Origin of the sequence: Olsenella profusa, assembly GCF_016900315.1 — a bacterium.
Taxonomy (GTDB): Bacteria; Actinomycetota; Coriobacteriia; order Coriobacteriales; family Atopobiaceae; genus Thermophilibacter; species Thermophilibacter profusus_A.
Map to the genome: position 1 here is coordinate 51525 of NZ_JACSNQ010000007.1, position 22334 is coordinate 73858.

A 22334-nucleotide genomic window follows, 5' to 3' on the forward strand; every position below is an offset into this window, starting at 1 on the left:
CCAGAACACATAATCTGGCGAGAAGAACGTCAGGCCCTGAGGGTCTGTCGCCTACGCCATGGCGCTCTTGACCATAGCCGCGAAGCTGTCGGCCTTGAGCGAGGCGCCGCCGACGAGGGCGCCGTCGACGTCCTCCTTCTCCAGGAAGCCGGCGATGTTCTCCGGCTTGGCGGAGCCGCCGTAGAGGACGCGGATGCCGGCCGCGGTCTCCTCGCCGAAGATCTCGGCAAGGGTCTTGCGGATGGCGCCGCAGACCTCCTGGGCGTCGTCGGCCGTGGCGGTCTTGCCGGTGCCGATGGCCCAGATGGGCTCGTAGGCGACCACGTACTTGGACGGGTCGGTGATCTCGAGGCCCTCGGTGTCCTTCTTGATCTGGTCGACGACGAACTCGACGTGCTTGCCGGCCTCGCGGACCTCAAGGGACTCGCCGCAGCAGCTGATCGGCACGATGCCGTGAGCCATGAGGGCCTTGGCCTTCTTGTTCACGTCCTCGTCCGTCTCGTGGAAGTAGTCGCGGCGCTCGGAGTGGCCGATGATGCAGTAGGTGGCGCCCACGGCCTCGAGCATGCTGGGGGCCGTCTCGCCGGTGTAGGCGCCGGACTCCTCCCAGTAGACGTTCTGCGCGCCGAGCGCGTACGGGGCGCTCGTCTGCTCGATGACCTCGGAGACGCCCTTGAGGTCGACGGCGGGCGGGCAGACGACGACGTCGACGTCGCCGGTGCCGTCCTTGAGCTCGTCGGCAAGGCCCTGGGCGAGGACGACGCCCTCGCTGTAGGTCTTGTTCATCTTCCAGTTGCCAGCGATCATCCTCTTACGCATCGAGAAGCGCCTCCACTCCAGGAAGGGCCTTGCCCTCGACGAGCTCCATCGAGGCGCCGCCGCCGGTGGAGATCCAGCTCATCTTGTCGGCCAGACCGAACTTGTTGATGGCGGCCACGGAGTCGCCGCCGCCGATGATCGAGGTGCAGTCGGAGTCGGCCACGGCGCGGGCGACGGCCTCGGTGCCGGCAGCGAACTGGTCCATCTCGAAGACGCCCATCGGGCCGTTCCAGAAGACGGTCTTGGCGCCCTTGATGGCCTCGGCGTAGAGCTCGCGGGTCTTGGGGCCGATGTCCATGCCCATGCGGTCGTCGGGGATCTTGTCGGAGTCGACGACCTCGCCCACGGCGTCCTCGCCGAAGTGGTCGGCGACGACGTTGTCGATCGGGAGCAGGATCTTGACGCCCTTGTCCTCGGCCTTCTTGAGCATCTCGCCGGCGCGCTCGACCCAGTCCTCCTCCTTGAGGGAGGTGCCCACGGTGTAGCCCTGGGCGAGGAAGAAGGTGTAGGCCATGCCGCCGCCGATGATCAGGGTGTCGGCGGAGTCGATCAGGTGGTCAAGCACGCCGATCTTGGAGGACACCTTGGAGCCGCCGACGATGGCGACGAACGGGCGCTCCGGCTCGGCGAAGATGGAGGTCAGGGTGTCGACCTCCTTCTCCAGCAGGAAGCCGGCGTAGGCGGGCAGGTACTGGGCGGGGCCCACCACGGAGCCCTGGGCGCGGTGCGCGGTGCCGAAGGCGTCGAGCACGAAGACGTCGCCGTAGGAGGCGAGGATCTTGGCGATCTCGGGGTCGTTCTTCTTCTCGCGCTTGTCGAAGCGGACGTTCTCGAGGACGAGGATGTCGCCCGGCTCGAGGGCGTCGACGGCGGCCTTGGCCTTCTCGCCGTAGGTGTCATCGACGAACTTCACGTCATAGCCGGTGAGCTCGGCGAGCTTGTCGGCAGCCGGCTTGAGCGAGAGCTCGGGCTCCGGGCCGTCGCCCTTGGGGCGGCCGAGGTGGCTCATCAGGATGGTCTTGGCGTTGTGCTCCTTGAGGTACTTGATGGTGGGGATGGCGGCGCGCACGCGCGTGTCGTCGGTCACGACGCCGTCCTTCAGGGGCACGTTGAAGTCAACGCGCATGAGGACGCGCTTGCCGTCGACGTCGGCGTCGCGGACGGTCTTCTTGGTGAAAGCCATGCTTCACTCCTTGCGACTTGCGGGTACCTTACGAAAAGGGGCGCGGCCGCGGCCCTGTGAGCTGCGACCGCACCCCTTGCGAAAAGCTGATGCGAAGCTGAGGCTACGCGACGAACTTCTCGAAGTACTTGATGGTGCGGACCATCTGGGAGGTGTAGGAGTTCTCGTTGTCGTACCAAGAGGTGACCTGAACGAGGCTCTGGCCGTTGCCGAGGTCCTGGACCATGGTCTGGGTGGCGTCGAAGATCGAGCCGTGGGTCTCGCCGACGATGTCGCGGGACACGATCTCGTCCTCGTTGTAGCCGAAGGTCTCGGGGATGGTCTCGGCGTAGGCCTTCATGGCAGCGTTGACCTCGTCGACGGTGACGGTCTTGTCAACGACGCAGTAGAGGTTGGTCAGCGAGCCGGTCGGCGTCGGGACGCGCTGGGCAGCGCCGATGAGCTTGCCGTTGAGCTCGGGGAGCACCAGGCCGATGGCCTTGGCGGCGCCGGTGGAGTTGGGGACGATGTTCTCGGAGCAGGCGCGGGAACGACGCTTGTTGCCCTTGCGCTGCGGGCCGTCGAGCGGCATCTGGTCGCCGGTGAAGGCGTGGATGGTGGTCATGATGCCGGAGACGATCGGGGCGAAGTCGTTGAGGCCCTTGGCCATCGGGGCGAGGCAGTTGGTGGTGCAGGAGGCCGCGGAGATGATGTTGTCATCGGCGGTCAGCGTCTCGTGGTTGACGTTGTAGACGATCGTGGGAAGGTCGTTGCCCGCGGGAGCGGAGATGACGACCTTCTTGGCGCCGGCGTTGATGTGCGCCTGGGCCTTGGCCTTGGAGGTGTAGAAGCCGGTGCACTCGAGGACGACGTCCACGCCGAGCTCGCCCCAGGGGAGGTTGTTGGCGTCGGCCTCCTTGTAGATGGTGATCTTCTTGCCGTCGACGGTGATGGAGTCCTCGTCGGAGGTCACCTCGTGGTCACGGCCGTAGTTGCCCTGCGTGGAGTCGTACTTCAGGAGGTACGCGAGCATGTCGGGGGAGGTGAGGTCGTTGATGGCGACGATCTCGGTGCCCTCGTGCGCGAACATCTGACGGAACGCCAGACGGCCGATGCGACCAAAGCCGTTGATAGCAACCTTTACTGCCATGCTTTCTCCTTTCACGGTGCCACCGGGGTCCTTCCCCGGCGAACCAAGCACAGGGCACACTGCCCTAACCGTCTGATAGTGTACCCCAGACGCGCGCGCGTGAAGCACGTAATCCTGAAACAGGCGGGGGAAATTTGAGCCGGGCGCGCTCAGGTGTGGGAGGGGCGGGGTTCCACCTGCCGCCGGACAGGCCTGCGGCCCCCTCGGCGCCGCGGCGTGCGCCCGTCCCCGGCGCCACGGTCCTGTCCCGTGGCAGGTGCCTGTCCCCCAGAGACCGCGGTCAGCGCCCCTGGTTCTTCTCGGCCTCCGCGACGAGCTCCTCGAGGCGCAGGACCCGGTGGTACATGGCGGACTTCGAGGCGGGCGGGTCGAGCTCCTCCCCAAGCGCGGCGAGGCTGAGCTCGGGGTGGGCGCGGCGGGCCTGGCAGAACGCGCGCAGGGCCGGCGGCAGCGAGGCTAGGCCGACCTCGCGCTCCGCCCGGTCGATGAGGTCGAGCTGCGCGGCGGCGGCCCCCGTGGAGCGGGCCTGGTTGGCCATCTCGGCGTTGACGCGGCGGTTGACGTCGTTCTTGACGGACTTCTTGGCCCGCGCCACCTCCACGACGCGCGCCATCCGCCCCGCCCCCATCGCGCGCAGCAGGGCGATGACGTCATCGTAGCTCTTGAGGTAGATGGCAAAGGCGCCGCGGCGGCGGTTGAGGCGCGCCGAGACCCCGAACGACCCCACGAGCTCTACGAGGCCGCGGGCGAAGTCCTCCCCCGTCACGGCAATCTCCAGGTGGAAGTCCCCGCGCGGGTCCGCGATGAAGCCGCCGGCCATGAAGGCGCCGCGCACGAAGGCCTCCCGCGCCGGGCGGGTCGAGAGCAGCGCCGCGGGCACCCCGGTGGCAAGCCCGCGGCCCGGGACCAAGATCCCCAGCCTCACGAGGTCGGCGGCCAGCTCGTCCTGCTCGGGCATCTCTATGAGGTAGTTGCGGGTCTTGTGCAGCACCGAGCGCCGCACGGTGAGCGAGGTGTCAAGGTCAAAGATCTTGTGCGTGAGCTTGATGACGGTGCGCGCCACCGCGCCCGTCTCCGTGGCGATGCGGACCGAGTAGCGCCCCGACCCCCGGAAGGAAAGCGTGCCGCACACGCGGATGAGGGCCGAGAGCTGGGCGAGCTCGGCTTCGGCGGTGGGCGCCTCCACGCGGGAGAGCTCGTCTTTGACCTCCGCGGTGAAGGACATGCTAGCTCGTCCTCACGTTGGCGAGCGCGAGGTCGCGGTGCGAGAGGCTCACGTGGTAGCCGCCTCGCTCCAGGTAGGCGGCCGTGGCGGCGGCGATGGCGACGCTGCGGTGCTGGCCGCCCGTGCAGCCCACCGCGATGGAGAGGTGGCTCTTGCCCTCGGCCACGTAGCCCGGCATTGCCACGTCGAGCAGGCGGTACCACGCGTCGAGGAACTGCTCGGTGGTGGGGTTGCCCAGGACGAAGTCGCGCACCAGGGGGTCGTTGCCGGTCAGGGTGCGCATCTCGGGGTCGTAGAAGGGGTTGGGCAGGAAGCGCACGTCGATCATGAGGTCCGCCTCCACCGGCATGCCGTGCTTGAAGCCAAAGGAGAAGACGCTGACCTCCATGAGCTGCTGGTCGGTGAGCTCGGAGAAGGCGCGGCGCAGGCGGGAGCGCAGGTCCTTCGTGCGCAGGTGGCTTGTGTCGATGACGAGGTCGGCCGTGTCGCGGACGCCCTCGAGCTGCGAGCGCTCGCGGGCGATGGCTGAGGCCACCGACTCCCCCGGCGCGGCGAGCGGGTGGCGGCGGCGGTTCTCGTCGTAGCGACGGATGAGGATCTCGTCAGAGGTGTCGAGGAAGACCACCTTGACCGAGATCTCGTGCTCGCGCAGCTGGGTCACGGAGTCGGAGAACTCGTCGAAGAGCCCCTGGGAGCGCAGGTCGCAGGTCACGGCGAGGTGACGCCCCACGCCGGTGTTGATGCCCACGAGCTCGGCCAGCTGGAGCAGGAGGCGCGGCGGCAGGTTGTCGATGCAGAAGTAGCCCATGTCCTCGAAGACGTGCAGGGCCTGCGTCCGCCCCGAGCCGCTCATGCCCGTGATCACCACGACGTCGGGAACGCGCGCGGCGCTCTCGGCGGCGCGCATCTGCTGCCCGGCCTGCTCCATTGCGACCCCTTTCTCCGATGTGTTCAGGATACCCCAGCCAATAAGCCCGTGGCGAGAAGGACCACGGGGTGTGAGGCCGCGCCCTCGGGGTAGACGAACACGCCCCAGGGCAGGGCCGCACCCCGGTCTCAGGACGCGAGCAGCGCCTCCACCTCGGCGCGCGTGGCCAGGCCCTCCGAGAACGCGCTCGCAGAGCCGGTCGCCAGCGCCATGCGGAAGGCGGCCTCGTAGCTGCCCGTCTCGGCGAGGCCGGCCAGAAAGCCCGCAACGGCGGAGTCGCCGGCGCCCACGGAGTTGACCACCGTACCGCGCGCCGCCGGGTGCTCGAGGACCTCGCCCGTCTCGGCCACGAGGACGCCGCCCTCCCCCGCCATCGAGACGAGCACGTTGGCCGCGCCCAGCTCCTGCAGGCGCCACGCGTAGGGGACGACCTCGTCGCGGCGGCTCAGCGTGACGCCGAAGATGTCGCCGAGCTCGTGGTTGTTGGGCTTCACGAGGAAGGGGTGCAGGGGCAGGGCGCGCGTGAGGAGGTCGCGCTCGGCGTCCACCACCACGCGTACGCCACGGCCGGCCACGCGCCGCATGAGGCGTTCGTACATGTCCGGGGGCAGGCACGCCGGCACCGAGCCGGAGACCACGAGCGTGTCCCCCGCCCCGAGCGCGTCCAGGCGGGAGAGAAGCGCCTCCACGTCGGCGGGCGTGATGGTCGGCCCCTGGCCGTTGAGCTCGGTCTCCTCGGCGCTCTTGACCTTGACGTTGACGCGCGTCATGCCCTCGGCCACGTGGATGAAGTCGCAGTCCACGCCGGCCGCGGCGCACAGGCGGCAGAGCTCGGCGCCCGTGAAGCCGGCGACGAAGCCCAGCGCGCGGCTCGCGTGCCCGAGGTTGCCGAGCACGATCGAGACGTTCACGCCCTTGCCGCCTGGCAGGATCTTCTCGTAGGTGGTGCGGTTGATGGCGCCGAGGCGCATGCCGTCCACGCGGACGACGTAGTCGAGCGACGGGTTGAACGTGACGGTGTAGATCATCGGGACGTCCCCTCGCGCGGGACGCCCGGCGCGCTCTCCTCGGGGTAGGTGACGCCCCAGTCCACGCGCAGGCGGGTCATGAGCTCCATGACGTCGGAGACGTAGCCGATGAGGGCGCGCTTGGACTCGTCGCCGGCCACGGCGGCCTCGAGGTCGGCCATCTCGTAGCAGAGCGCGTAGCCCTCCTCGCCGGCGCGCACCTCCTCGCGCGCGCCGTCGGCGGTCCACACGATGGTGGCGTGGTCGGCGCGCGGGTAGTCCATGACCTCCACATAGCACTTGTCGAAGGAGAGCACGGCGCGCTTGGGCTGCTTGGAGTGGAGCGTCAGGGAGACGACGCCGAGCTGGCCCTCCGCGTTTCTCGCCACGATGCCGCCAGCCACGTCGACGCCCGTCTCGCAGAGGTTGCCAAGAGAGACCACCTCGGTGGGCTGGGACGCCATGAACAGGCGCATGAGGCTGAGCGCGTAGACGCCGATGTCGAGCATCGCACCGCCGGCCAGGCGCAGGTTGTAGAAGCGGTTGGTGAGATCGCCGTACTCCTTGTAGGAGCCGAAGTTGAGCTGGGCCAGGTTCATCCGGCCGAACTCGCCCGCTTCGGCGCGGCGCAGGAGCTCCTGGTAGAGTGGCATGTGCAGGATCGTCGTGGCGTCCATGAGCACCACGCCGTGCGCGTCGGCGATGGCACGGGCCTCGTCGAGCTCGGCGGAGCTGAGCGTGATGGACTTCTCGCAGAGGACGTGCTTGCCGGCGGCGAGGGCCGCGCGCAGGTAGGTGATGTGGGTGTTGTGCGGCGTGGTGATGTAGACGGCGTCGACCTCGGGGTCGGCGTAGAGCTCCTCGAAGGAGTCGTAGACGCGCTCCACGCCGTACTTCTCGGCAAAGGCGACGGCCTTCTCGTGGGTGCGGTTGGCCACGCCGTGGAGGCGCCGGCCCGCCAGGGCGAGCGAGGCGGCCATCTGGTTGGCGATGACGCCGCAGCCGATGACGGCCCACCTGAGCCTCGGAGCGCGGAATACCTCCTCCGGGAAGGGCTGGCCCTGGACGGCGGCGAAGGCCGCGGTGGCGGCGGCCGCGGAGTCGAGCGGGGCGGCGGTGCTCGGGGTGGTGTCTGCCATGGGGGTCTCCCTTTCTCCTCGTTTCCTGGCTCACCATTGTTGCGCAAGCGGGCGGCCCGGGCTATGCCGGGCGGCAAATTCGCGGGAGCCGGGCGACGCCCCGGAGGTGCGCCCTTGCCGTACCCTGACGGCGGCGAGAAGAACGCGGGGCCGCGGCAGACGCCGTGACCCCGCGCGGGTGACGTGCGATGGGTGGCGCCCCTACTTGAGCGCGTCGACGAACCAGCTGGTGATGCTCGTGGGGTGCGTGATGGCGGTGCCGGACACCACGGCCCAGGCGCCTGCGTCCAGGGCGGCGCGCGCGTCGGCCGGGGTGTGGACGTGGCCCTCGCAGATGATGGCAGCGTCCGGGAACTCGCTCACGGCCTGCCTGAGGATCGGGAGGTCCGGGCCGTCGTCCATCGTGGTGTCGATGGCGGGCTTGTTGTGCGAGAGCGTGGTGGACACGAGGTCGCAGCCGGCGGCCACGCCCCGGCGGATGTCCTCGATGGTCATGCAGTCGGCCATGACGAGGACGTCGCTCTGGGCGCGGATGGCCTCGACCGTCTCCTCGAAGGTGCGGCCGTCCGGGCGCGGGCGGTCGGTGGCGTCAAGGGCCACCACGTCGGCGCCAGCGTTCACGCACGCCAGCGCGTGGCGCAGCGTGGGCGTGATGTAGACGCCCTCGTGGCCCTCCTTCCACAGGCCGATCACGGGGATCTCCACGCGGCCCTTGATGGCGGCGATGTCGGAGAGCCCCTGGCAGCGGATGGCGGCCGCGCCGCCGAGCTCGCAGGCGCGGGCCATCTGGGCCATGGTCTCCGGGTGGCGAAGGGGCTCGCCCGGATAGGCCTGGACGCTCACGATGAGCTTCCCACGCAGGGACTCCACGAGCGGGTGATGTGACATCTCTCCTCCTTGACGAGACAAAGGGACAGTCCCTTTGCCTCATGGAACGTTGAACGAGATGAAGGGACCGTCCCTTCGTCTCAGGCGATCTCGGCGTAGCCGGAGCTGACGAAGTTCTCCGCGGCGCCGATGAGCGGGGCGTCCCCGCCGAGCTCGCCGTCCACGACGGGCGTGGCGGCAACCGGCGGCATGGCCTGGCCGCGGAAGGCCTCGGCCAGGGCGTCCGACCAGGCGGGGCCGCACTGGGCCACCGACCCGGAGAGGATCACGCAGTCCGGGTCGAGCATGTTGCACATGGACCCCAGCACCTCGCCGAGGGCGCGGCCCGCGCGGGCCTCCGCGGCCTGCGCGGCGGCGTCCCCCGCGGCGGCGCGGCGGTCGATCTCCGCGCCGTCCATCGGCGCTCCGTCGGCCTGCGTGGCGTCGCCGCCCAGGCGCACGTACTCCTCGATGATGCCCGGGCCGGCGGCGACGGGCTCGAGGTGCCCCGTGGCCCCGCAGCTGCACGGCACGCCCGCGGCGGCCGGGCAGCAGACGTGGCCGATGTGGCCCGCCTCGTCGTGGGCGCCGAGCATGATCTGCCCGCGCTCCACGAAGGCGCCGCCGATGCCGGTGCCCACGGCCACCACCAGGCAGCTCTTGGCGTCGCGGCCGCCGCCCCAGCGCGCCTCGCCGAGGGCGTGGGCGTGGACGTCGTTCAGGACGCGGCACGGCAGGCCCGTCGCGGCCGTGACCTCGGCGCCGAGGTGGGTGCCGCCCCAGCCGGGCATGAGCTCGTTGGCAAAGGTGATGTCGCCGTTTCGGGGGTTCACCACGCCGGCGGAGGAGATCCCCACGCCGCAGGGCGCCTCGTCGGCGCGCTCGATGGCGGCCTTGACCTGCTCCAGCACCGTGGCAAGCACGTGCTCGCCGCCGGCCATGGCGTCCGTGGGGACCTTCTCGACCTTGGAGATGACGGGCTTCTCGCCGCCCAGGGTGACGAGCCCGCACGCGATCTTGGTGCCGCCGACGTCGACGGCGACGATGGTCTGGCTCATGACGACTCCTATCCCTCAAGCAGCCCGGTGTCCACGAGGACCTTGCGGATCGCGTCGACGTTCTCGCCCTTGAGCGAGTGGACGGGGCGCGGCATCTGGTTGGTCTCGAAGATGCCCATGAGCATGAGCGCGGTCTTGAACGCACCGACGCCCGCGCCGAAGCCCTTGACGCCCTTGGTGACGTCGGTGATGTGCATGATGCGCGCCAGGCGGTCCTGCTCGGCCTTGACCGTGGCCCAGTCACCCTCCTGCGCGGCCTTCCACATGCGCACGTAGCCGTAGGGCTCCACGTTGGCGAGGCCCGGGACCGAGCCGTCGGCGCCGCCGAGGTAGGCGCCGTCGACCACGACCTCGTGGCCGGTGAGCAGCGTCAGCGGGTGGCCTGCCTCCTCGTTGGCGATGCAGAGGAAGCGGAAGGAGATGTCGTCGCCGGAGGAGTCCTTGACGCCGGTGAGCACGCCGTCCTCGCCCAGGCGCAAAAGCATCTTCCAGTCGAGCTTGTTGTGGACGCAGACCGGGATGTCATAGGCAAAGAGCGGCAGGTCGAGCGCGTCGTGCAGGCACCGGAAGCTCCACTCGATCTCGTCGATGCCCTGCAGGGCGTAGAACGGGCAGGTGGCCACGAGGGCGTCCACGCCCAGCTGCTCGGCCGCCTTGCCGTGCTCAATCATGCGCTCGGTCTCGGTGTCGATGATGCCGGCGAGCACGGGGACGCGCCCGTCGACGATGCGGACCATGTTGGAGATGACCTCGCGACGGCGCTCGTCGGTGGAGAAGACCACCTCGCTGGAGGAGCCCAGGATGAAGAGGCCGTCCACGCCCGCCTCGATCATGCGGTTGACGCTCTTCTCGAACGACGCCACGTCGAGGCTGCGGTCCTGCTTGAGCGGGACCACCACGGGCGGGATGACGCCGGAGAACTTCTTGTCTGCCATGCCAATCCTTTCCATCTGGCGGCCCTTGGCCGCCGGGGACAAAGTACTGTGATGCTATGACAAGCGCGGCGGGACGGGCCCGCCGCTCACCGATTGGCCGTGCGGGCGCGCCCCGCAGGACGCGCCCGCCTGGGGTGCGCAGCTATCGGCCGAGGTTGGGATGGAGCAGCGAGGGCGCGGCCGCGAGGAGCGTCTTGGTGTAGGCGTCCTGCGGGTCCTCGAAGATCTTCTTCGCGGGGCCCTCCTCCATGATCTGGCCGTGGTTCATGACGACGATGCGGTCCGAGATGTAGCGCTCGGTCTGGATGTCGTGGCTGATGAAGACCATGGCGAGCCCGAGCTCGTGCTTGAGGTCCGTGAGCAGGTTGAGGATCTGCGCGCGGACCGAGACGTCGAGCGCCGAGGTGGGCTCGTCCGCGATGATGACGTCCGGGCGCAGGGAGAGCGCGCGGGCGATGGCGACGCGCTGCCGCTGGCCGCCGGAGAGCTGGCCGGGCAGGGCGTACATCGCCGACGACGGCAGGCCGACGACGCCGAGCAGCTCGCGCACGCGCTCCTCGCGCTCCTCGTCCGAGCCCACCTTGTGGACGACGAGGGGGTCGAGCAGCTGGTCGTGCACGGACATGCGCGGGTTCAGGGCCGTAGCCGGGTTCTGGAACACCACCGAGACCACGCGGCCGATCTTCTTGCGAAGCTCCGCGGTGCGCTTGGTGACGTCCTCGCCCTTGAAGTACACGTGGCCGGCGGTCGGCGACTGCAGGCCGCACATGACGTTGGCCGTGGTGGACTTGCCGCAGCCCGACTCGCCGACAATGCCGATGGTCTCACCGGGCATGAGCTTGAGCGTGAGGCCGTTGACGGCGTGCACGAGGTTGGGGTGGAAGAGCGAGCCCGTACGGGACTTGAACGTGACCGAGATGTTGTCAAGGAAGATGATGGGCGTCTGCCCGGTGCTGCTCTCAGCCATCTACCTCACCTCCAGTCGAGAGACGAGACCGTACTTCGCAAGCTCCTCGTCCGGAATCTCCGCGACGAAGTGGTGGTCGGCGCCGGGGACGGGCTTCAGGATGGGACGGACGTCGAGGCCCACCGTGGGGTGGCTCGAGCGCGGCGCGAAGCGGTCGCCCTTCGGGAAGTCCGCCGGGCTCGGGACGGAGCCGGGCACCTGGTGCAGGCGGCTGCCGTCGTGCGCCTCGATGGAGAGCACGGAGCCGAGAAGACCCTGGGTGTACTCGTGAATCGGGTTGGTGAGCAGCTCCTTGGTGGGGGCGGACTCGACCACCTGGCCGGCGTACATGACGGTGATCTCGGAGGCGACCTCGGCGACGAGGGCCAGGTCGTGGGACACGAAGATCATCGCGAAGCCGAGCTTTCTCTGAAGGTCGTTCAGGAGCTTGATGACCTGCTTCTGGACCGTCACGTCAAGGGCGGTGGTGGGCTCGTCGCAGATGACGAGCGACGGGTCGCGCGTGAGCGCCATGGCGATGATGACGCGCTGGCACTGGCCGCCGGAGAGCTCGTGCGGGTAGCTCTCGAGCGTGCGCTTGGGGTCCAGCCCCACGAGCTCGAGGAGCTCCTCGGCGCTGCGGGTGCCGCCGCGGCTCGTGAGCTGCTTCATCTGCGCGGAGATGAGCATCGAGGGGTTGAGCGAGGAGAGCGAGTCCTGGTAGACCATCGCGAGCTCGTGGCCGAGCAGCTTGCGGTGCTCCTCCTTGGAGAGCTTGAGCAGGTCCTGGCCCTTGTAGAGCACCTCGCCGGTGATGCGAGCGGAGTCGGGCAGGAGGTTCATGATGGTCTTGGTGGTGATGGACTTGCCGCAGCCGGACTCGCCCACGAGCGCCATGCACTGGCCCGGGCGCACGTCGAAGGAGACGTTGTCGACCACGTTGACGTCGCCGTGGCGCGGGAAGCCGATCGAGAGGTTCTTGACCTGCAGCAGCGGCTCCACCGAGTAGTCGGGCACGCGGCGGTCGGTGCGGGCGAGCTCGACCTCGCGCAGGGCGGAGAGCCTGCGCTTGAGGGAGTCGGCCTGCTCCTTGTAGGCGCGCACCGGGTCGGCCACCAGAAGGTCGGCCTCGCGGCGGCTCTCGGCGTTCTCGCTCGCCACGGGGGCGGCCGGGGCGGCCGCCATGGCGTCGGTCAGGCCCTCGGAGAGGATGTTGAGCGCCAGGCACGTGACCATGATGGCGATGCCCGGGAACAGGGCCTGCCACCAGCGGCCAAGGAGGACGCCGTCGCGCGCGGAGGACAGGATGTTGCCCCACGTGGCGGTGGGCTCGGCGATGCCGGCGCCGATGAAGGTCAGCGACGCCTCGAAGATGATGGCGTCGGCGACGAGCGTGACCGTGAAGACCATGATCGGGGCGATGCAGTTGCGCAGGACGTGCCTCATGAGAATCCACGGGGCGCGGGCGCCGGAGACGATGACCGCGCGCACGTAGTCCTCGCCGTACTCGGACACCACGTTGGCGCGGACGATGCGCGCGATCTGCGGCGTGTACATGAAGCCGATGGAGAAGATGATCGCCGGCACGGAGTTGCCGAGGATCAGCACCAGGATGGCCGCGAGCGCGATGCCCGGGATGGACATGATGACGTCGAGCACGCGCATGATGACCTCGGAGATCGCCTTGCGCGAGACCGCGGCGATCGCGCCGATGATCGAGCCGAGCACGAGCGCGAGCGCGGTTGCGCCGAAGCCGATGACCAGCGAGTAGCGCCCGCCGTAGAGCATACGGGAGAGGATGTCGCGGCCGATGTTGTCCGTGCCGAAGAGGAACTCGGAGCTGGGCGGCTGGTAGGCCTGGTAGATCTGGAGCGGGTCGTGCGGGGCGATGACCGGGGCGAGGATGGCGGAGAGCGCCACGAGGACGAGAAGGACGAGCGAGATCTTGCTCGAGAGGCTCATCCTCTTGAGGCCGCCGAGCCTCGCGCCCCTTGCGGCGGCCTGCTCGAGCTTCTGGGTCTGCTGTTCTCTGATCTTGACCATGAGCCTACACCGTCCTAATGCGCGGGTTGATCAAGAGGTAGAGCATGTCAACCACGATGTTGATGACGACGAACGCAAGCGCCACCACCACGACGACGCCCTGGACGAGCATGACCTCGCCGCCGGTGATGCCCTGCTGGATGAGCGTGCCCATGCCGGGGAGCGCAAAGATGACCTCGATGACGACGGCTCCGCCCATGAGGTAGCCGATCTTGAGGCCGAGCGTGGTGACGGGGGTGATGAGGGCGTTGCGCAGGACGTTCTTGGCGATGACGACCTTCTCGGGGATGCCCGAGCCGCGGGCTGTCTGCACGTAGTCCTTGTCGAGCTCCTCGACCATGGCCGTGCGCACGATGCGCGTCATCTGGCCGATGACCGGGAAGGCCAGCGCGATGGCGGGCATGATCATGCGCCCGAAGTAGCCGGCCGGGTTGGTGAAGAGGTTGGGCAACGCGCCGGATGACGGGAAAACCCTCGTGAGCCCCGCCATCGAGACGAGAAGTATCAGGAGCACCGCCAGCCAGAAGGACGGCGTCGCGATGCCCGCGATGGAGAACACGCGAATTATCTGGTCGGGCCATCTGTCTCGGTACAGTGCCGATATGACGCCGAGCGTGAACGAGACCACCGCGGCGATCAGCAGGCCGAAGAACGTGAGCTGCATCGTGACGGGCAGCGCCGAGGCGATGGCGTCGGCCACGGGCGTCTGGCGGCTGCCATAGGTGCCGAGGTCGCCGTGGAGAAGCCCGCCGATGTAGTTGACGTAGCGCACGGGCCACGGGTCGTTCATGCCGTGCTCGTCCATGTACTCCTCCACGGCCTCCGGGGGCGCGCCCTCGCCGAGGACGGTGCGAGCCGGGATGGAGGGGTCCGTGAACGACATGAGGAAGAACACGAGCAGGGTGACGCCCAGGGCCATGATCGGCAGCGCGATGAGACGCCTGCCAATAAGGCGCAGAAGGTTGTTCATACCCTCTCCTCTCTCTTGCCTTCATTGAGAAAGAGGGGCCCGAGCGTACAGGAGCCCGGACCCCTCGTGCGTGTCCGCCGTCACCGTCCCGCGATGGGCGCGCTGGGCGCGGCGAGAAGAACTACGCGCTGACGGTCTTGCAGCCGAGGAAGTACATGCCGGTGGTGCCGATGCCCGAGAAGCCCTCGATTGCGGTGCCCAGGGACGGCGCGGTGGCGTCGGCCCAGGAGGCGGTCACCGTCTGGACGTGGATGAGCGGGTACAGGACGCAGTTCTCGGCGATGATGTCGTAGCACTGCTTCCAGGTGGCCTGCTGCTCGTCGCCGGACTGGCCGAGGGCCGTCGTCATGAGCTCCTGGAGCTGGGCAAACTCGGGCGAGCTGCCCCAACCGGTGCGCGTCTGCTGCCAGACGTTGTCGCCGTACCACCAGTTGAGGAGCAGGTCCGGGTCGGCGCCCCAGCAGGACGGGTCGCCCGGGGCGATGAGGATGTCGAAGTTGTCGGTGCCACCGTCAATGGCCGCGTAGGTAGCCGCCGAGGTGTCCTCCTCGATGGAGGCGTTGAAGCCGAGGGCCGAGAGGTCCTGCTGGACCTGGGTGGCCATGGCGGACGCCTGCGTGTTGTCCGTGCAGCGGATGACGAGGTCGCCCGGGGTCACGCCGGCCTCGTCGAGCAGGGACTGGGCCTTCTCGGCGTCATAGGTGTAGACGACGGAGGCCTCCTGGTAGTTGGGGAAGTCCTTGGGGATGTAGGAGCTGGCGGGGGCGGCCAGGCCGTTGAAGATGTTGGTGACCATCTTGTCAGTGTCGATGGCATACATGATGGCCTGGCGGGCGGTGACGTTGTCCCACGGCGCCTTGGCGGTGTTGAACATGATGAAGCGGGTGCCGAAGCCCTGGACCTGGTCGATCTTGCAGCCGGCGGACTGGATGGTCTCGATGGCGTCGGCGGTGACCGACTCCATGACGTGCGTGGTGCCCTGCTGCTGGGCGGTCATGCGGGCCGTGGCGTCCGTGAGGATGTCGTAGTGCAGGCCGGCGTCCTCGGCGGGAAGCGACCCGTTGTAGTTGGGGTTCGGCACCAGGTCGACAGTGTTGTCGGTGATGTCGTCGTACATCCAGGGACCGGAGCCGACGGGCGTGTCGGAGAGCTCTTCGTCGGTGGTGCCGGCCGGGAAGACGCGGACGAGCGCCAGGCGCTCCTTGAGCAGCGAGAAGTTCGCGATGGCCGTGGTGACGGTGACGGTGGCGTCGTCGGTGGCCTCGAGGGAGTCGATCGGCGTCAGGAAGGCGGCGTAGGTGGTGTTGGCCTTGGTGCGGTCGAAGGACTCGACGACGTCGGCGGCGGTCACGGGGTTGCCGTTGGAGAACGTGGCGCCCTCGCGCAGGGTGACGGTGAAGTGGGTGTCGTCGACCTGCTCCGGGTCGCCGGTGGCGAGCTCGGGGAAGGTGCTGTAGTCGTGCGGGTCGGTCCCGTAGAGGCCCTCGAGGACGTGCCAGTTGGCGCCCAGGCAGAAGGCCGACGAGGTGGACGTGGGGTTGTAGTCCGACGGCGCGTACGCGGAGCCGGCGGCGATGGTGCCGCCGCCCGAGGTGGTCTCGCCACCCTCGCCGCCGTCGTCGGCGGGCGTGGTCTCGCCGCCGCACGCGGCGAGGGCCAGCGCGGACGCCGCAGCGGTCCCACCCAGGAACGTGCGACGGGTCACGGCGCTGCTCGTAAGCTTCTTCATGGTTTTCCCTTTTCTCCTCCTTGCGACCGCCTCTTGGCGGCGGCCGTCCCTTCCTCACCTACCTTACGGCGTGCCCCTGGGGTGCACCTCGCCTTAAACTGGCAGACGGCACCAACGAGTACCCCAGACGGTTAACATCCGGTAAACCGGCAGTTCACTGGTATGAACCGCAGGGGCTTCGAGGCACGCCTTATATATATAGAGAGTCAATGTGTTGGGCTCAATGCGCCCCAGTTAACGAATAGTCTACGGATTGTTACCGTTCTTCTCGCCAGCTGAATTTTCAGCAAGTGGTATCTCTTCTGAAACCCTCAGGGTCTCCCAGACGGCGCGGGCCACCTCGGCGGGCACGCCGGGCGTGGCCGCGATGTCCTCCTCGCTCGCCGCGCGCAGGCGCCGGAGCGAGCCGAAGCGGCGCATGAGCGCCCGCTTGCGCTTGGGGCCCACGCCCGGCACGTCGTCGAGCACCGAGCGTGTCATGGCCTTGTCGCGGAGCTCGCGGTGGAAGGTGATCGCGAAGCGGTGGGACTCGTCGCGCACCTGCTTGATGAGGTAGAGCGAGGGCGAGCCGGAGGGCAGCACCACCGGGGTCTCGTCCCAGGGGACGAAGATCTCCTCGTCGGACTTGGCCAGGCCGCAGACCGGGATGTCCAGCCCGAGCTCGGCGAGCTGGTTGATCGCGGCGGTGAGCTGGGGCTTGCCGCCGTCCACCACGAGCAGGTCCGGGCGGGAGCCGAAGCGCTCGTCGGCCATGCGCTCGGGGGCGTAGCGGCGCCCCAGGACCTCGGACATGGAGACGAAGTCGTTTGCCTCGTCGAGCTCGGTGCGGATCTTGAAGCGACGGTACTGGGACTTGTCCGGCCGCCCGTTGGTGAAGACCACCATCGAGGCCACCGTGAAGCGCCCGTGCAGCGTGGAGATATCGAAGCACTCGATGCGCATCGGCGGCGCGTCCAGGGCCAGCGCGCTCTCCAGCTGCAGGAGCGCCTGGTTGGTGCGCTCGTCGGCGTAGCCGGTGCGCACCATGTAGCGCGCGAGCGCGTGGCGGGCGTTGGCGGCGGCCATGTCGAGCAGGTGGCGCTTCTCGCCGCGCTGCGGACGGTGCAGACGCACGCCGTGCCCGCGCTTCTCGGCAAGCCACCCGGCGATGACCTCGGCGTCGGCGAGCTCCACGTCAAGGTCCACCTCGGACGGGATGTCGGCCGTCTCGTCGTAGTAGCGCTTGACGAAGCCGGAGACGAGCTCCTCCTCGGGCACGTCGAGGCCCTTGTCCAGCACGAACTCCACCGAGCGGACCGTGCGGCCCTCGCGCACCACGAAGACGCAGGCGCAGCTGATGGTCTCCTCCCGGTAGAAGCCGATGAGGTCGAGGCTCACGCTGGACGAGAAGACCACCTGCTGGCGGTCGTCCAGCGCGTCGAGGGTCTCCAGGCGCGCCTTGATGCGACCGGCACGCTCGAAGTCGAGGTCGGCCGCCGCGGCGCGCATCTGGTCGGTGAGCTCGCCGACGATCTCGGAGCGGTGCCCCTGGAGGAAGCGCTCGACCTGGTCCACGTGGCGCGCGTACTCCACGGTGTCGATCATGCCGGCGCAGACGCCCGGGCCGCGGCCGACGTGGTAGTCGAAGCAGGGCCGGCAGCGCTTGGCCAAAAGCATGTTGGCCACGGCGGCCTGGTCGGGCTCGCGCTCGAGCAGGCGGCGGGCGCGCTTCCACTCCGCGCAGCTGGCCATGCAGATGGGAACCACCTTGCGCAGGGTGTCGATGGTCTCGCGCGCGGCCTTGGCGTCGGTGTAGGGGCCGAAGTAGCGGGTGCCCTTCCTGTGCTTCTCGCGCGTGTACTTGATGGCCGGGAAGACGTCGGACTCCGTGATGGCGATGAACGGGTAGGACTTGTCGTCCTTGTAATCCACGTTGAAGTAGGGGTGGTACTGCGCGATGAGGTTGCGCTCCAGGACGAGCGCCTCGTGCTCGGAGCCCACGACCACGTAGTCGAAGGAGTCGACCACTTGCATCATGAGCGGGATCTTCTCGCGGTCGTCCTGCAGCGTCACGTACTGGCGCATGCGGGCGCGCAGGTTCTTGGCCTTGCCCACGTAGACGACCTCGCCCTGGGCGTTCTTCCAGAGGTAGCAGCCGGGGTCGGTGGGGACCTGCGCCACCTCGGCGGCGAGCCGAGCCAGGTGCTCGTCTATGTTCCTCTCGCTTGGCATGGGGTCATTATAGGGCGCGCGGCGCCGCGGGACGAGGCGCGGGGGTCACGCCGGCAGGCGGCCGGAGCGCCGAGGTGGGCAGGGTGCCGCGGCGCACCGGCTCAGGCCTGGTCGCCCTTAGGCAGGTACCGCTTGAACTTGGAGACCTGGTGGTAGAAGTTCGCGGAGGCCCACAGGCGCTGCGCGAGGGAGTCGCGCCCGCCGCGCCAGTCGAGGGCGAAGCTCGCCGTGCCGTCGCGGTAGGCGGCAAGGATCCGCTGCTTGAGCTCCCCCTCCGGCATGCAGCGCTCGATCACGGCGCGCGGCACAGCCACGTAGACCCAGTCGGTGGAGACCGAAAGGCGCCCCGGGGCGCGTCCGAGCACCACGTCCTCCACCTGCACCTTCGCAAAGTTCACGCCGGCCAGAAGGACGATCCAGGAGCTCCGGCCCGGGCGGGCGTTCATCTCGAGGAACTTGTACTCGCCGCTGCGCGCGTCCCACTTGGCGTCGAAGGTGCCCATGCCGTGGTAGCCCACGCGCCTGACGAAGCGCGCCGCGGCGGCCTCGAGCTCGGGGTTCTTCTCGCCTGCCATGGCCACGGCGTTGCCGATGGCGCCAGGTGCGTGGTCCTCCAGGCCCACGTGGCCGCAGACGCAGAAGCTGAGGTTTGAGCTGGCGTCCGCGTAGAGGTAGACGGCGTGCATGTGGGAGTCCCCGCCGCCCACGTACTCCTGCACGATGAGGCTCTCGTCGTAGCAGGAGCGCTGGAGCTCCGAGTAAACGCTCCGCAGCTCGGAGGGGTCGTCCACGTAGTAGACCTTCTTCTTGCCGGGAAACTCCGCGTAGTGGTAGGCGGCGGAGTTGGAGGGCTTGGCCACGAGCGGGTAGGAAAAGCCCGAGTCGTCCGCCACGCCGGCGGCGTCCGAGCAGTCCAGGAAGCGCGTCTTGGGGTAGGCCACGCCCACCTCGTCGCAGGTGCGGTAGAAGTTCTCCTTCTGCGTCACGAAGTCGAGCACGGAAAAGTCCACGACGGGCGTGTAGAACCACCGCTCGAGCTCGGCCTTGTGCTCCGAGACGATCCGCGCGTAGAAGTCCCCGCAGGTCACCAGGAACGGCACGCGTCCGGCGTCGCAGAGCTCCTCGCCCACCCGCTCCAGCGTAGCGAGAAGGACCTCCTCGGTGTCGATGCCGTCGACCACGTGGTAGTCCGCGAAGCGCGTGCGGCTGATCGACTTGACGTCGAAGCTCGCGTAGATGCGCGAGCGCACGCCGTAGGCCTCGCGGAAGGCGCGGACGTAGGCGTAGGCGGAGTAGTCGGCGCCCAGGATGACGGGCTGGATGAGCTGCGGCAGGGACGCCGCGTCCACGCCCTCGGGTCTACTTGCCATGCGGGCCTCCTACCTGTGGCGGGCGTCGAGCTCGCCGGCGAGCTCGGCCACGCTTACGCCGTAGCGCTCCAGCGTGACGAGCAGGTGGTAGACGAGGTCGCCCGCCTCGTAGCGGATGTGGTCGTGGTCGTTGTCCTTGCAGGCCATGACGACCTCGGTGGCCTCCTCGGTGAGCTTCTTGAGCAGGCGGTCCTCGGGCCCCTGGAGCAGGCGCGCGGTATAGGACTGCTCCGGGGACGCCTCGCGGCGGCCGTGGATGACGTGCGCGAGCCCCTCGATCGTGGCCCCGATGCTGCCGTCCTGCACGTTTGCGGTTCTCTCGCCCATGGTCCCCCCCTAGTTACCGGCGGCGGTGCCGGCAGATCCTGCGCTGCTGGCAGCGTCTGTGGCGGTGCCGCCGGATCGTGCGCTGTCGGCGGCGTCTGTGGCGGTGCCGCCGGCCTCGAGCTCCCGGTAGAAGCAGCTGCGGTGCCCGGTGTGGCACGCCGGGCCCGGCGAGTCCACCTCCACGAGCAGCGTGTCGGCGTCGCAGTCCACGAGCATGCGATGGACGTGCTGGACGTTGCCGCTCGTGGCACCCTTGTTCCAGAGCTCCTGGCGGCTGCGGCTCCAGAACCAGGTGGTGCCGGTGGCAAGCGTGAGCCGCAGTGACTCCTCGCTCATCCACGCCACCATGAGCACCTCGCCGGTGCCCGCCTGCTGCACCACGCACGGCACGAGGCCGCGCTCGTCGAAGCGCACGCCCGCCGCCGCGGGCGCCACGGGCTCGACGCGCTCGCCGGCGTAGGTATACTCGTCTTCACCCTGGGGCACGGGACCTCCTCGCTTCCGTTTTTTCGCCCCACCACTTTACTACAGGCAGGAGAGGGCGGTCATGGCTTGTGCAACGGAAACCGGCCCGCTTGACGTCCTCGTGGTCGGCGCGGGCGTCGCCGGCTGCGAGGCGGCGCTCGCCGCGGCGGGCTCCGGCGCGCGTGTGGCGGTGGCGTCCGCGGGCGGCACGTTCTCCGGCTCGAGCTTCTTTCCCGGCACCTGGGGCCTCGGCCTCGTGGGGCCCCGTGACGAGCATGACGTGGACGACCTGGTGGACGCGATCTGCGCGGTGGGGCGCGGCGTGGCCTCCCCCGCGCTCGCCCGCGCGCTCGTGGAGGGCGTCCCGGCGGCGGTGGCGCGCCTTGGGGCGCGCGGCGTGGAGCTCCGGAGCGCGGAGCGGCCCGACGAGCGCGACTTCATCCCCTGCTTCGACCGGCACACCCGCAGCTGGCACGGGCTCGTGCGCGCCTCCTACCGCGCGGCGACCGCGCGGGCGCTCGCCGCGGCGGGCGTGACTGAGCTCGAACGCTGCGAGCTGATTGACCTCGTCGAGAAGGACGGGCGCGTCTGCGGGGCGCGCCTCCTTGACGGCGGCTCGGGACGGGCCCGGACGGTTGCCGCCGGCGCGGTGGTGCTTGCGACGGGCGGCTTCGGCGGGCTCTTCGGCCGCACGCTCACGACGCCGGACGTGGCGGGCACGGCGGCCGCGGTGGCGCTGCGCCACGGGGCGCGCCTCGTCAACGTGGAGTTCATCCAGATCATGCCGGGGCTCGTGGAGCCGGTGCGCGGCGTGGTCTTCAACGAGCGGACCTTCCGGTACGCGCGGGTCGAGGGCCTCGACGCGGCGGAGTCAGCGGCGCTGCTCGACGAGCGCGGCGGGCACGGCCCCTTCACGGCGAGCCTTCCGGACCGCGTCGTGGACCTTGCGATCGCCGCCGCGGGGCCGCGCGGGGCGGAGGTGGGCTACGACCTGCCGGACCGGCTGCCGGAGTTCATGCAGACCTACTTCGACTGGTTCGAGGGCGCGTTCGGGCAAAGGCCGGACGAGGGCGTGCGGATCGCCCCGTACGCGCACGCCTCCAACGGCGGCATCCTCGTGGACGCGCACGGATCCACCGGCGTGGCGGGGCTCTTCGCCTGCGGCGAGGCCACGGGCGGCATGCACGGCGCCGACCGCATCGGCGGCCTCTCGAGCGCAAACGCCCTGGTCTTCGGGCACGCCGCCGGGCTCGCGGCGGCCGCGTGGGCGGCGGGGCCGGGCGCGGGCGCGGGGAGCGCGGCAGGCCCCGGGGAGGCGGCTGCGGCGGCGTCCCCACACGAGCGCACAGTGCTTCTCGCCCTGCGGCGCGCCCTGGACGAGCACTGCCTGCTGACGCGCACGGAGGACGGGCTGCGCAAGACGGGGCACCTGCTCGACGAGCTGGAGGCGCGCCTGGGCGACGCGGCGGCCCCACGCTGCCGGAACGCCCTCCTCTCGTCGCGCGCCCTCGTGTGCGCCATGCTCGCGCGCACCGAGAGCCGCGGCGCACACTTCCGCGCGGACTTCCCCAGCGAGGACCCCGCGCAGGCCTGGCCGCTCGTGGTCGCACTCGGCGCGGACGGGCGGCCCGTGGCGACGCCGCTCGGGCGCGCGACGGGCGCAGACGCCGGCGACGGCACCTCACGCTAAGTCACGTTCTTCTCGCCAGAAGCGTGACATCGGGCGAGGTGCGCTCAGCAGACTCGCTCTTCGTCACGCTTTCCGCATCTGGAACGTGACTATCAGCGAGGTGCGCTCAGCAGACTCGCGCTAGATCACGCTTTTCGTCTCTGAGACGTGACTTCCAACGAGTCAAGCCCGCCGAGCTCGCGTTAAGTCACGCTTTCCGCCTCGGAAACGTGACTTTAAGCGAGGCGCGCTCGCGAGACTCACTCAAAGTCACGTTCTTCTCGCCAGAAATGTGACATTCGGCGAGGCGAGAA

At 69.3% G+C, this 22334-nt stretch carries 19 protein-coding genes; 1 reads left to right on the top strand and 18 read right to left on the bottom strand.

The features are described 5' to 3' along the window. Positions 1-51: 51 nt before the first annotated feature. From tpiA to hisI, 18 genes are all read right to left on the bottom strand, one after another. Entirely contained in the window at positions 52-819 is a 768-nt protein-coding gene (gene tpiA, locus H9X80_RS04845; protein ID WP_204793212.1) for a triose-phosphate isomerase, read from the bottom strand. Next, positions 812-2002: a phosphoglycerate kinase gene (locus H9X80_RS04850; RefSeq protein WP_204793213.1), complete on the bottom strand. Its 1191-nt coding sequence runs from the start codon at positions 2000-2002 to the stop codon at positions 812-814. The genes tpiA and H9X80_RS04850 overlap by 8 nt, the downstream gene beginning before the upstream one ends. Before the next feature lie 103 nt (positions 2003-2105). Beyond that, positions 2106-3131: a type I glyceraldehyde-3-phosphate dehydrogenase gene (gene gap / locus H9X80_RS04855; RefSeq protein ID WP_204793214.1), complete on the bottom strand. Its 1026-nt coding sequence runs from the start codon at positions 3129-3131 to the stop codon at positions 2106-2108. A gap of 280 nt (positions 3132-3411) precedes the next feature. Continuing rightward, a complete protein-coding gene (gene whiA, locus H9X80_RS04860; protein ID WP_204793215.1) occupies positions 3412-4356 on the bottom strand; it encodes a DNA-binding protein WhiA in 945 nt (314 codons plus the stop codon). Between the two features lies 1 nt (position 4357). Further along, the gene (rapZ, locus tag H9X80_RS04865; RefSeq protein WP_204793216.1) at positions 4358-5284 is read right to left on the bottom strand and encodes an RNase adapter RapZ; all 927 of its coding nucleotides are present in this window, start codon (positions 5282-5284) and stop codon (positions 4358-4360) included. A 128-nt stretch (positions 5285-5412) separates the two neighbouring features. Further along, positions 5413-6312, bottom strand: coding sequence for a 1-phosphofructokinase (pfkB, locus tag H9X80_RS04870; RefSeq protein WP_204793217.1), 900 nt, complete (start codon positions 6310-6312; stop codon positions 5413-5415). Then, entirely contained in the window at positions 6309-7430 is a 1122-nt protein-coding gene (locus H9X80_RS04875; protein WP_204793218.1) for a Gfo/Idh/MocA family protein, read from the bottom strand. Before H9X80_RS04875 ends, pfkB begins: the two co-directional genes overlap by 4 nt. 201 nt (positions 7431-7631) lie before the next feature. After that, positions 7632-8318, bottom strand: a complete 687-nt coding sequence (locus H9X80_RS04880) for an N-acetylmannosamine-6-phosphate 2-epimerase (protein ID WP_204793219.1) — start codon at positions 8316-8318, stop codon at positions 7632-7634. A gap of 80 nt (positions 8319-8398) precedes the next feature. Further along, positions 8399-9355 (bottom strand): ROK family protein, encoded by a 957-nt coding sequence (locus H9X80_RS04885; RefSeq protein WP_204793220.1) that lies wholly within the window; start codon positions 9353-9355, stop codon positions 8399-8401. Between the two features lie 8 nt (positions 9356-9363). Beyond that, entirely contained in the window at positions 9364-10290 is a 927-nt protein-coding gene (locus tag H9X80_RS04890) for a dihydrodipicolinate synthase family protein (protein ID WP_204793221.1), read from the bottom strand. A gap of 142 nt (positions 10291-10432) precedes the next feature. After that, positions 10433-11257, bottom strand: a complete 825-nt coding sequence (locus H9X80_RS04895) for an ABC transporter ATP-binding protein (RefSeq protein WP_204793222.1) — start codon at positions 11255-11257, stop codon at positions 10433-10435. Beyond that, complete coding sequence (locus tag H9X80_RS04900) at positions 11258-13279, bottom strand: dipeptide/oligopeptide/nickel ABC transporter permease/ATP-binding protein (RefSeq protein WP_204793223.1); 2022 nt, start codon at positions 13277-13279, stop codon at positions 11258-11260. It lies immediately after the preceding gene. A 4-nt stretch (positions 13280-13283) separates the two neighbouring features. Further along, a complete protein-coding gene (locus H9X80_RS04905; RefSeq protein WP_204793224.1) occupies positions 13284-14249 on the bottom strand; it encodes an ABC transporter permease in 966 nt (321 codons plus the stop codon). Between the two features lie 121 nt (positions 14250-14370). Then, a complete protein-coding gene (locus H9X80_RS04910; RefSeq protein WP_204793225.1) occupies positions 14371-15978 on the bottom strand; it encodes an ABC transporter substrate-binding protein in 1608 nt (535 codons plus the stop codon). A 246-nt stretch (positions 15979-16224) separates the two neighbouring features. Beyond that, positions 16225-18189, bottom strand: a complete 1965-nt coding sequence (uvrC, locus tag H9X80_RS04915) for an excinuclease ABC subunit UvrC (RefSeq protein WP_204793226.1) — start codon at positions 18187-18189, stop codon at positions 16225-16227. 101 nt (positions 18190-18290) lie between these two features. Then, complete coding sequence (locus H9X80_RS04920; protein ID WP_204793227.1) at positions 18291-19559, bottom strand: hypothetical protein; 1269 nt, start codon at positions 19557-19559, stop codon at positions 18291-18293. A 9-nt stretch (positions 19560-19568) separates the two neighbouring features. Then, positions 19569-19886: a phosphoribosyl-ATP diphosphatase gene (gene hisE / locus H9X80_RS04925; RefSeq protein WP_204793228.1), complete on the bottom strand. Its 318-nt coding sequence runs from the start codon at positions 19884-19886 to the stop codon at positions 19569-19571. Between the two features lie 9 nt (positions 19887-19895). Continuing rightward, positions 19896-20372, bottom strand: coding sequence for a phosphoribosyl-AMP cyclohydrolase (gene hisI / locus H9X80_RS04930; protein ID WP_342590870.1), 477 nt, complete (start codon positions 20370-20372; stop codon positions 19896-19898). Positions 20373-20433: 61 nt separating this feature from the next. On the opposite strand from hisI, the gene H9X80_RS04935 reads away from it, so the two are divergent. Beyond that, positions 20434-22041, top strand: a complete 1608-nt coding sequence (locus tag H9X80_RS04935) for an FAD-binding protein (RefSeq protein ID WP_204793229.1) — start codon at positions 20434-20436, stop codon at positions 22039-22041. Positions 22042-22334 lie beyond the last annotated feature (293 nt).

What these genes read in the sequence shown, in the direction of transcription:
- tpiA (WP_204793212.1), bottom strand. Translation starts at nt 819, where the DNA reads ATGCGTAAGAGGATGATCGCTGGCAACTGGAAGATGAACAAGACCTAC.
- H9X80_RS04850 (WP_204793213.1), bottom strand. Translation starts at nt 2,002, where the DNA reads ATGGCTTTCACCAAGAAGACCGTCCGCGACGCCGACGTCGACGGCAAG.
- gap (WP_204793214.1), bottom strand. Translation starts at nt 3,131, where the DNA reads ATGGCAGTAAAGGTTGCTATCAACGGCTTTGGTCGCATCGGCCGTCTG.
- whiA (WP_204793215.1), bottom strand. Translation starts at nt 4,356, where the DNA reads ATGTCCTTCACCGCGGAGGTCAAAGACGAGCTCTCCCGCGTGGAGGCG.
- rapZ (WP_204793216.1), bottom strand. Translation starts at nt 5,284, where the DNA reads ATGGAGCAGGCCGGGCAGCAGATGCGCGCCGCCGAGAGCGCCGCGCGC.
- pfkB (WP_204793217.1), bottom strand. Translation starts at nt 6,312, where the DNA reads ATGATCTACACCGTCACGTTCAACCCGTCGCTCGACTACGTCGTCCGC.
- H9X80_RS04875 (WP_204793218.1), bottom strand. Translation starts at nt 7,430, where the DNA reads ATGGCAGACACCACCCCGAGCACCGCCGCCCCGCTCGACTCCGCGGCC.
- H9X80_RS04880 (WP_204793219.1), bottom strand. Translation starts at nt 8,318, where the DNA reads ATGTCACATCACCCGCTCGTGGAGTCCCTGCGTGGGAAGCTCATCGTG.
- H9X80_RS04885 (WP_204793220.1), bottom strand. Translation starts at nt 9,355, where the DNA reads ATGAGCCAGACCATCGTCGCCGTCGACGTCGGCGGCACCAAGATCGCG.
- H9X80_RS04890 (WP_204793221.1), bottom strand. Translation starts at nt 10,290, where the DNA reads ATGGCAGACAAGAAGTTCTCCGGCGTCATCCCGCCCGTGGTGGTCCCG.
- H9X80_RS04895 (WP_204793222.1), bottom strand. Translation starts at nt 11,257, where the DNA reads ATGGCTGAGAGCAGCACCGGGCAGACGCCCATCATCTTCCTTGACAAC.
- H9X80_RS04900 (WP_204793223.1), bottom strand. Translation starts at nt 13,279, where the DNA reads ATGGTCAAGATCAGAGAACAGCAGACCCAGAAGCTCGAGCAGGCCGCC.
- H9X80_RS04905 (WP_204793224.1), bottom strand. Translation starts at nt 14,249, where the DNA reads ATGAACAACCTTCTGCGCCTTATTGGCAGGCGTCTCATCGCGCTGCCG.
- H9X80_RS04910 (WP_204793225.1), bottom strand. Translation starts at nt 15,978, where the DNA reads ATGAAGAAGCTTACGAGCAGCGCCGTGACCCGTCGCACGTTCCTGGGT.
- uvrC (WP_204793226.1), bottom strand. Translation starts at nt 18,189, where the DNA reads ATGCCAAGCGAGAGGAACATAGACGAGCACCTGGCTCGGCTCGCCGCC.
- H9X80_RS04920 (WP_204793227.1), bottom strand. Translation starts at nt 19,559, where the DNA reads ATGGCAAGTAGACCCGAGGGCGTGGACGCGGCGTCCCTGCCGCAGCTC.
- hisE (WP_204793228.1), bottom strand. Translation starts at nt 19,886, where the DNA reads ATGGGCGAGAGAACCGCAAACGTGCAGGACGGCAGCATCGGGGCCACG.
- H9X80_RS04935 (WP_204793229.1), top strand. Translation starts at nt 20,434, where the DNA reads ATGGCTTGTGCAACGGAAACCGGCCCGCTTGACGTCCTCGTGGTCGGC.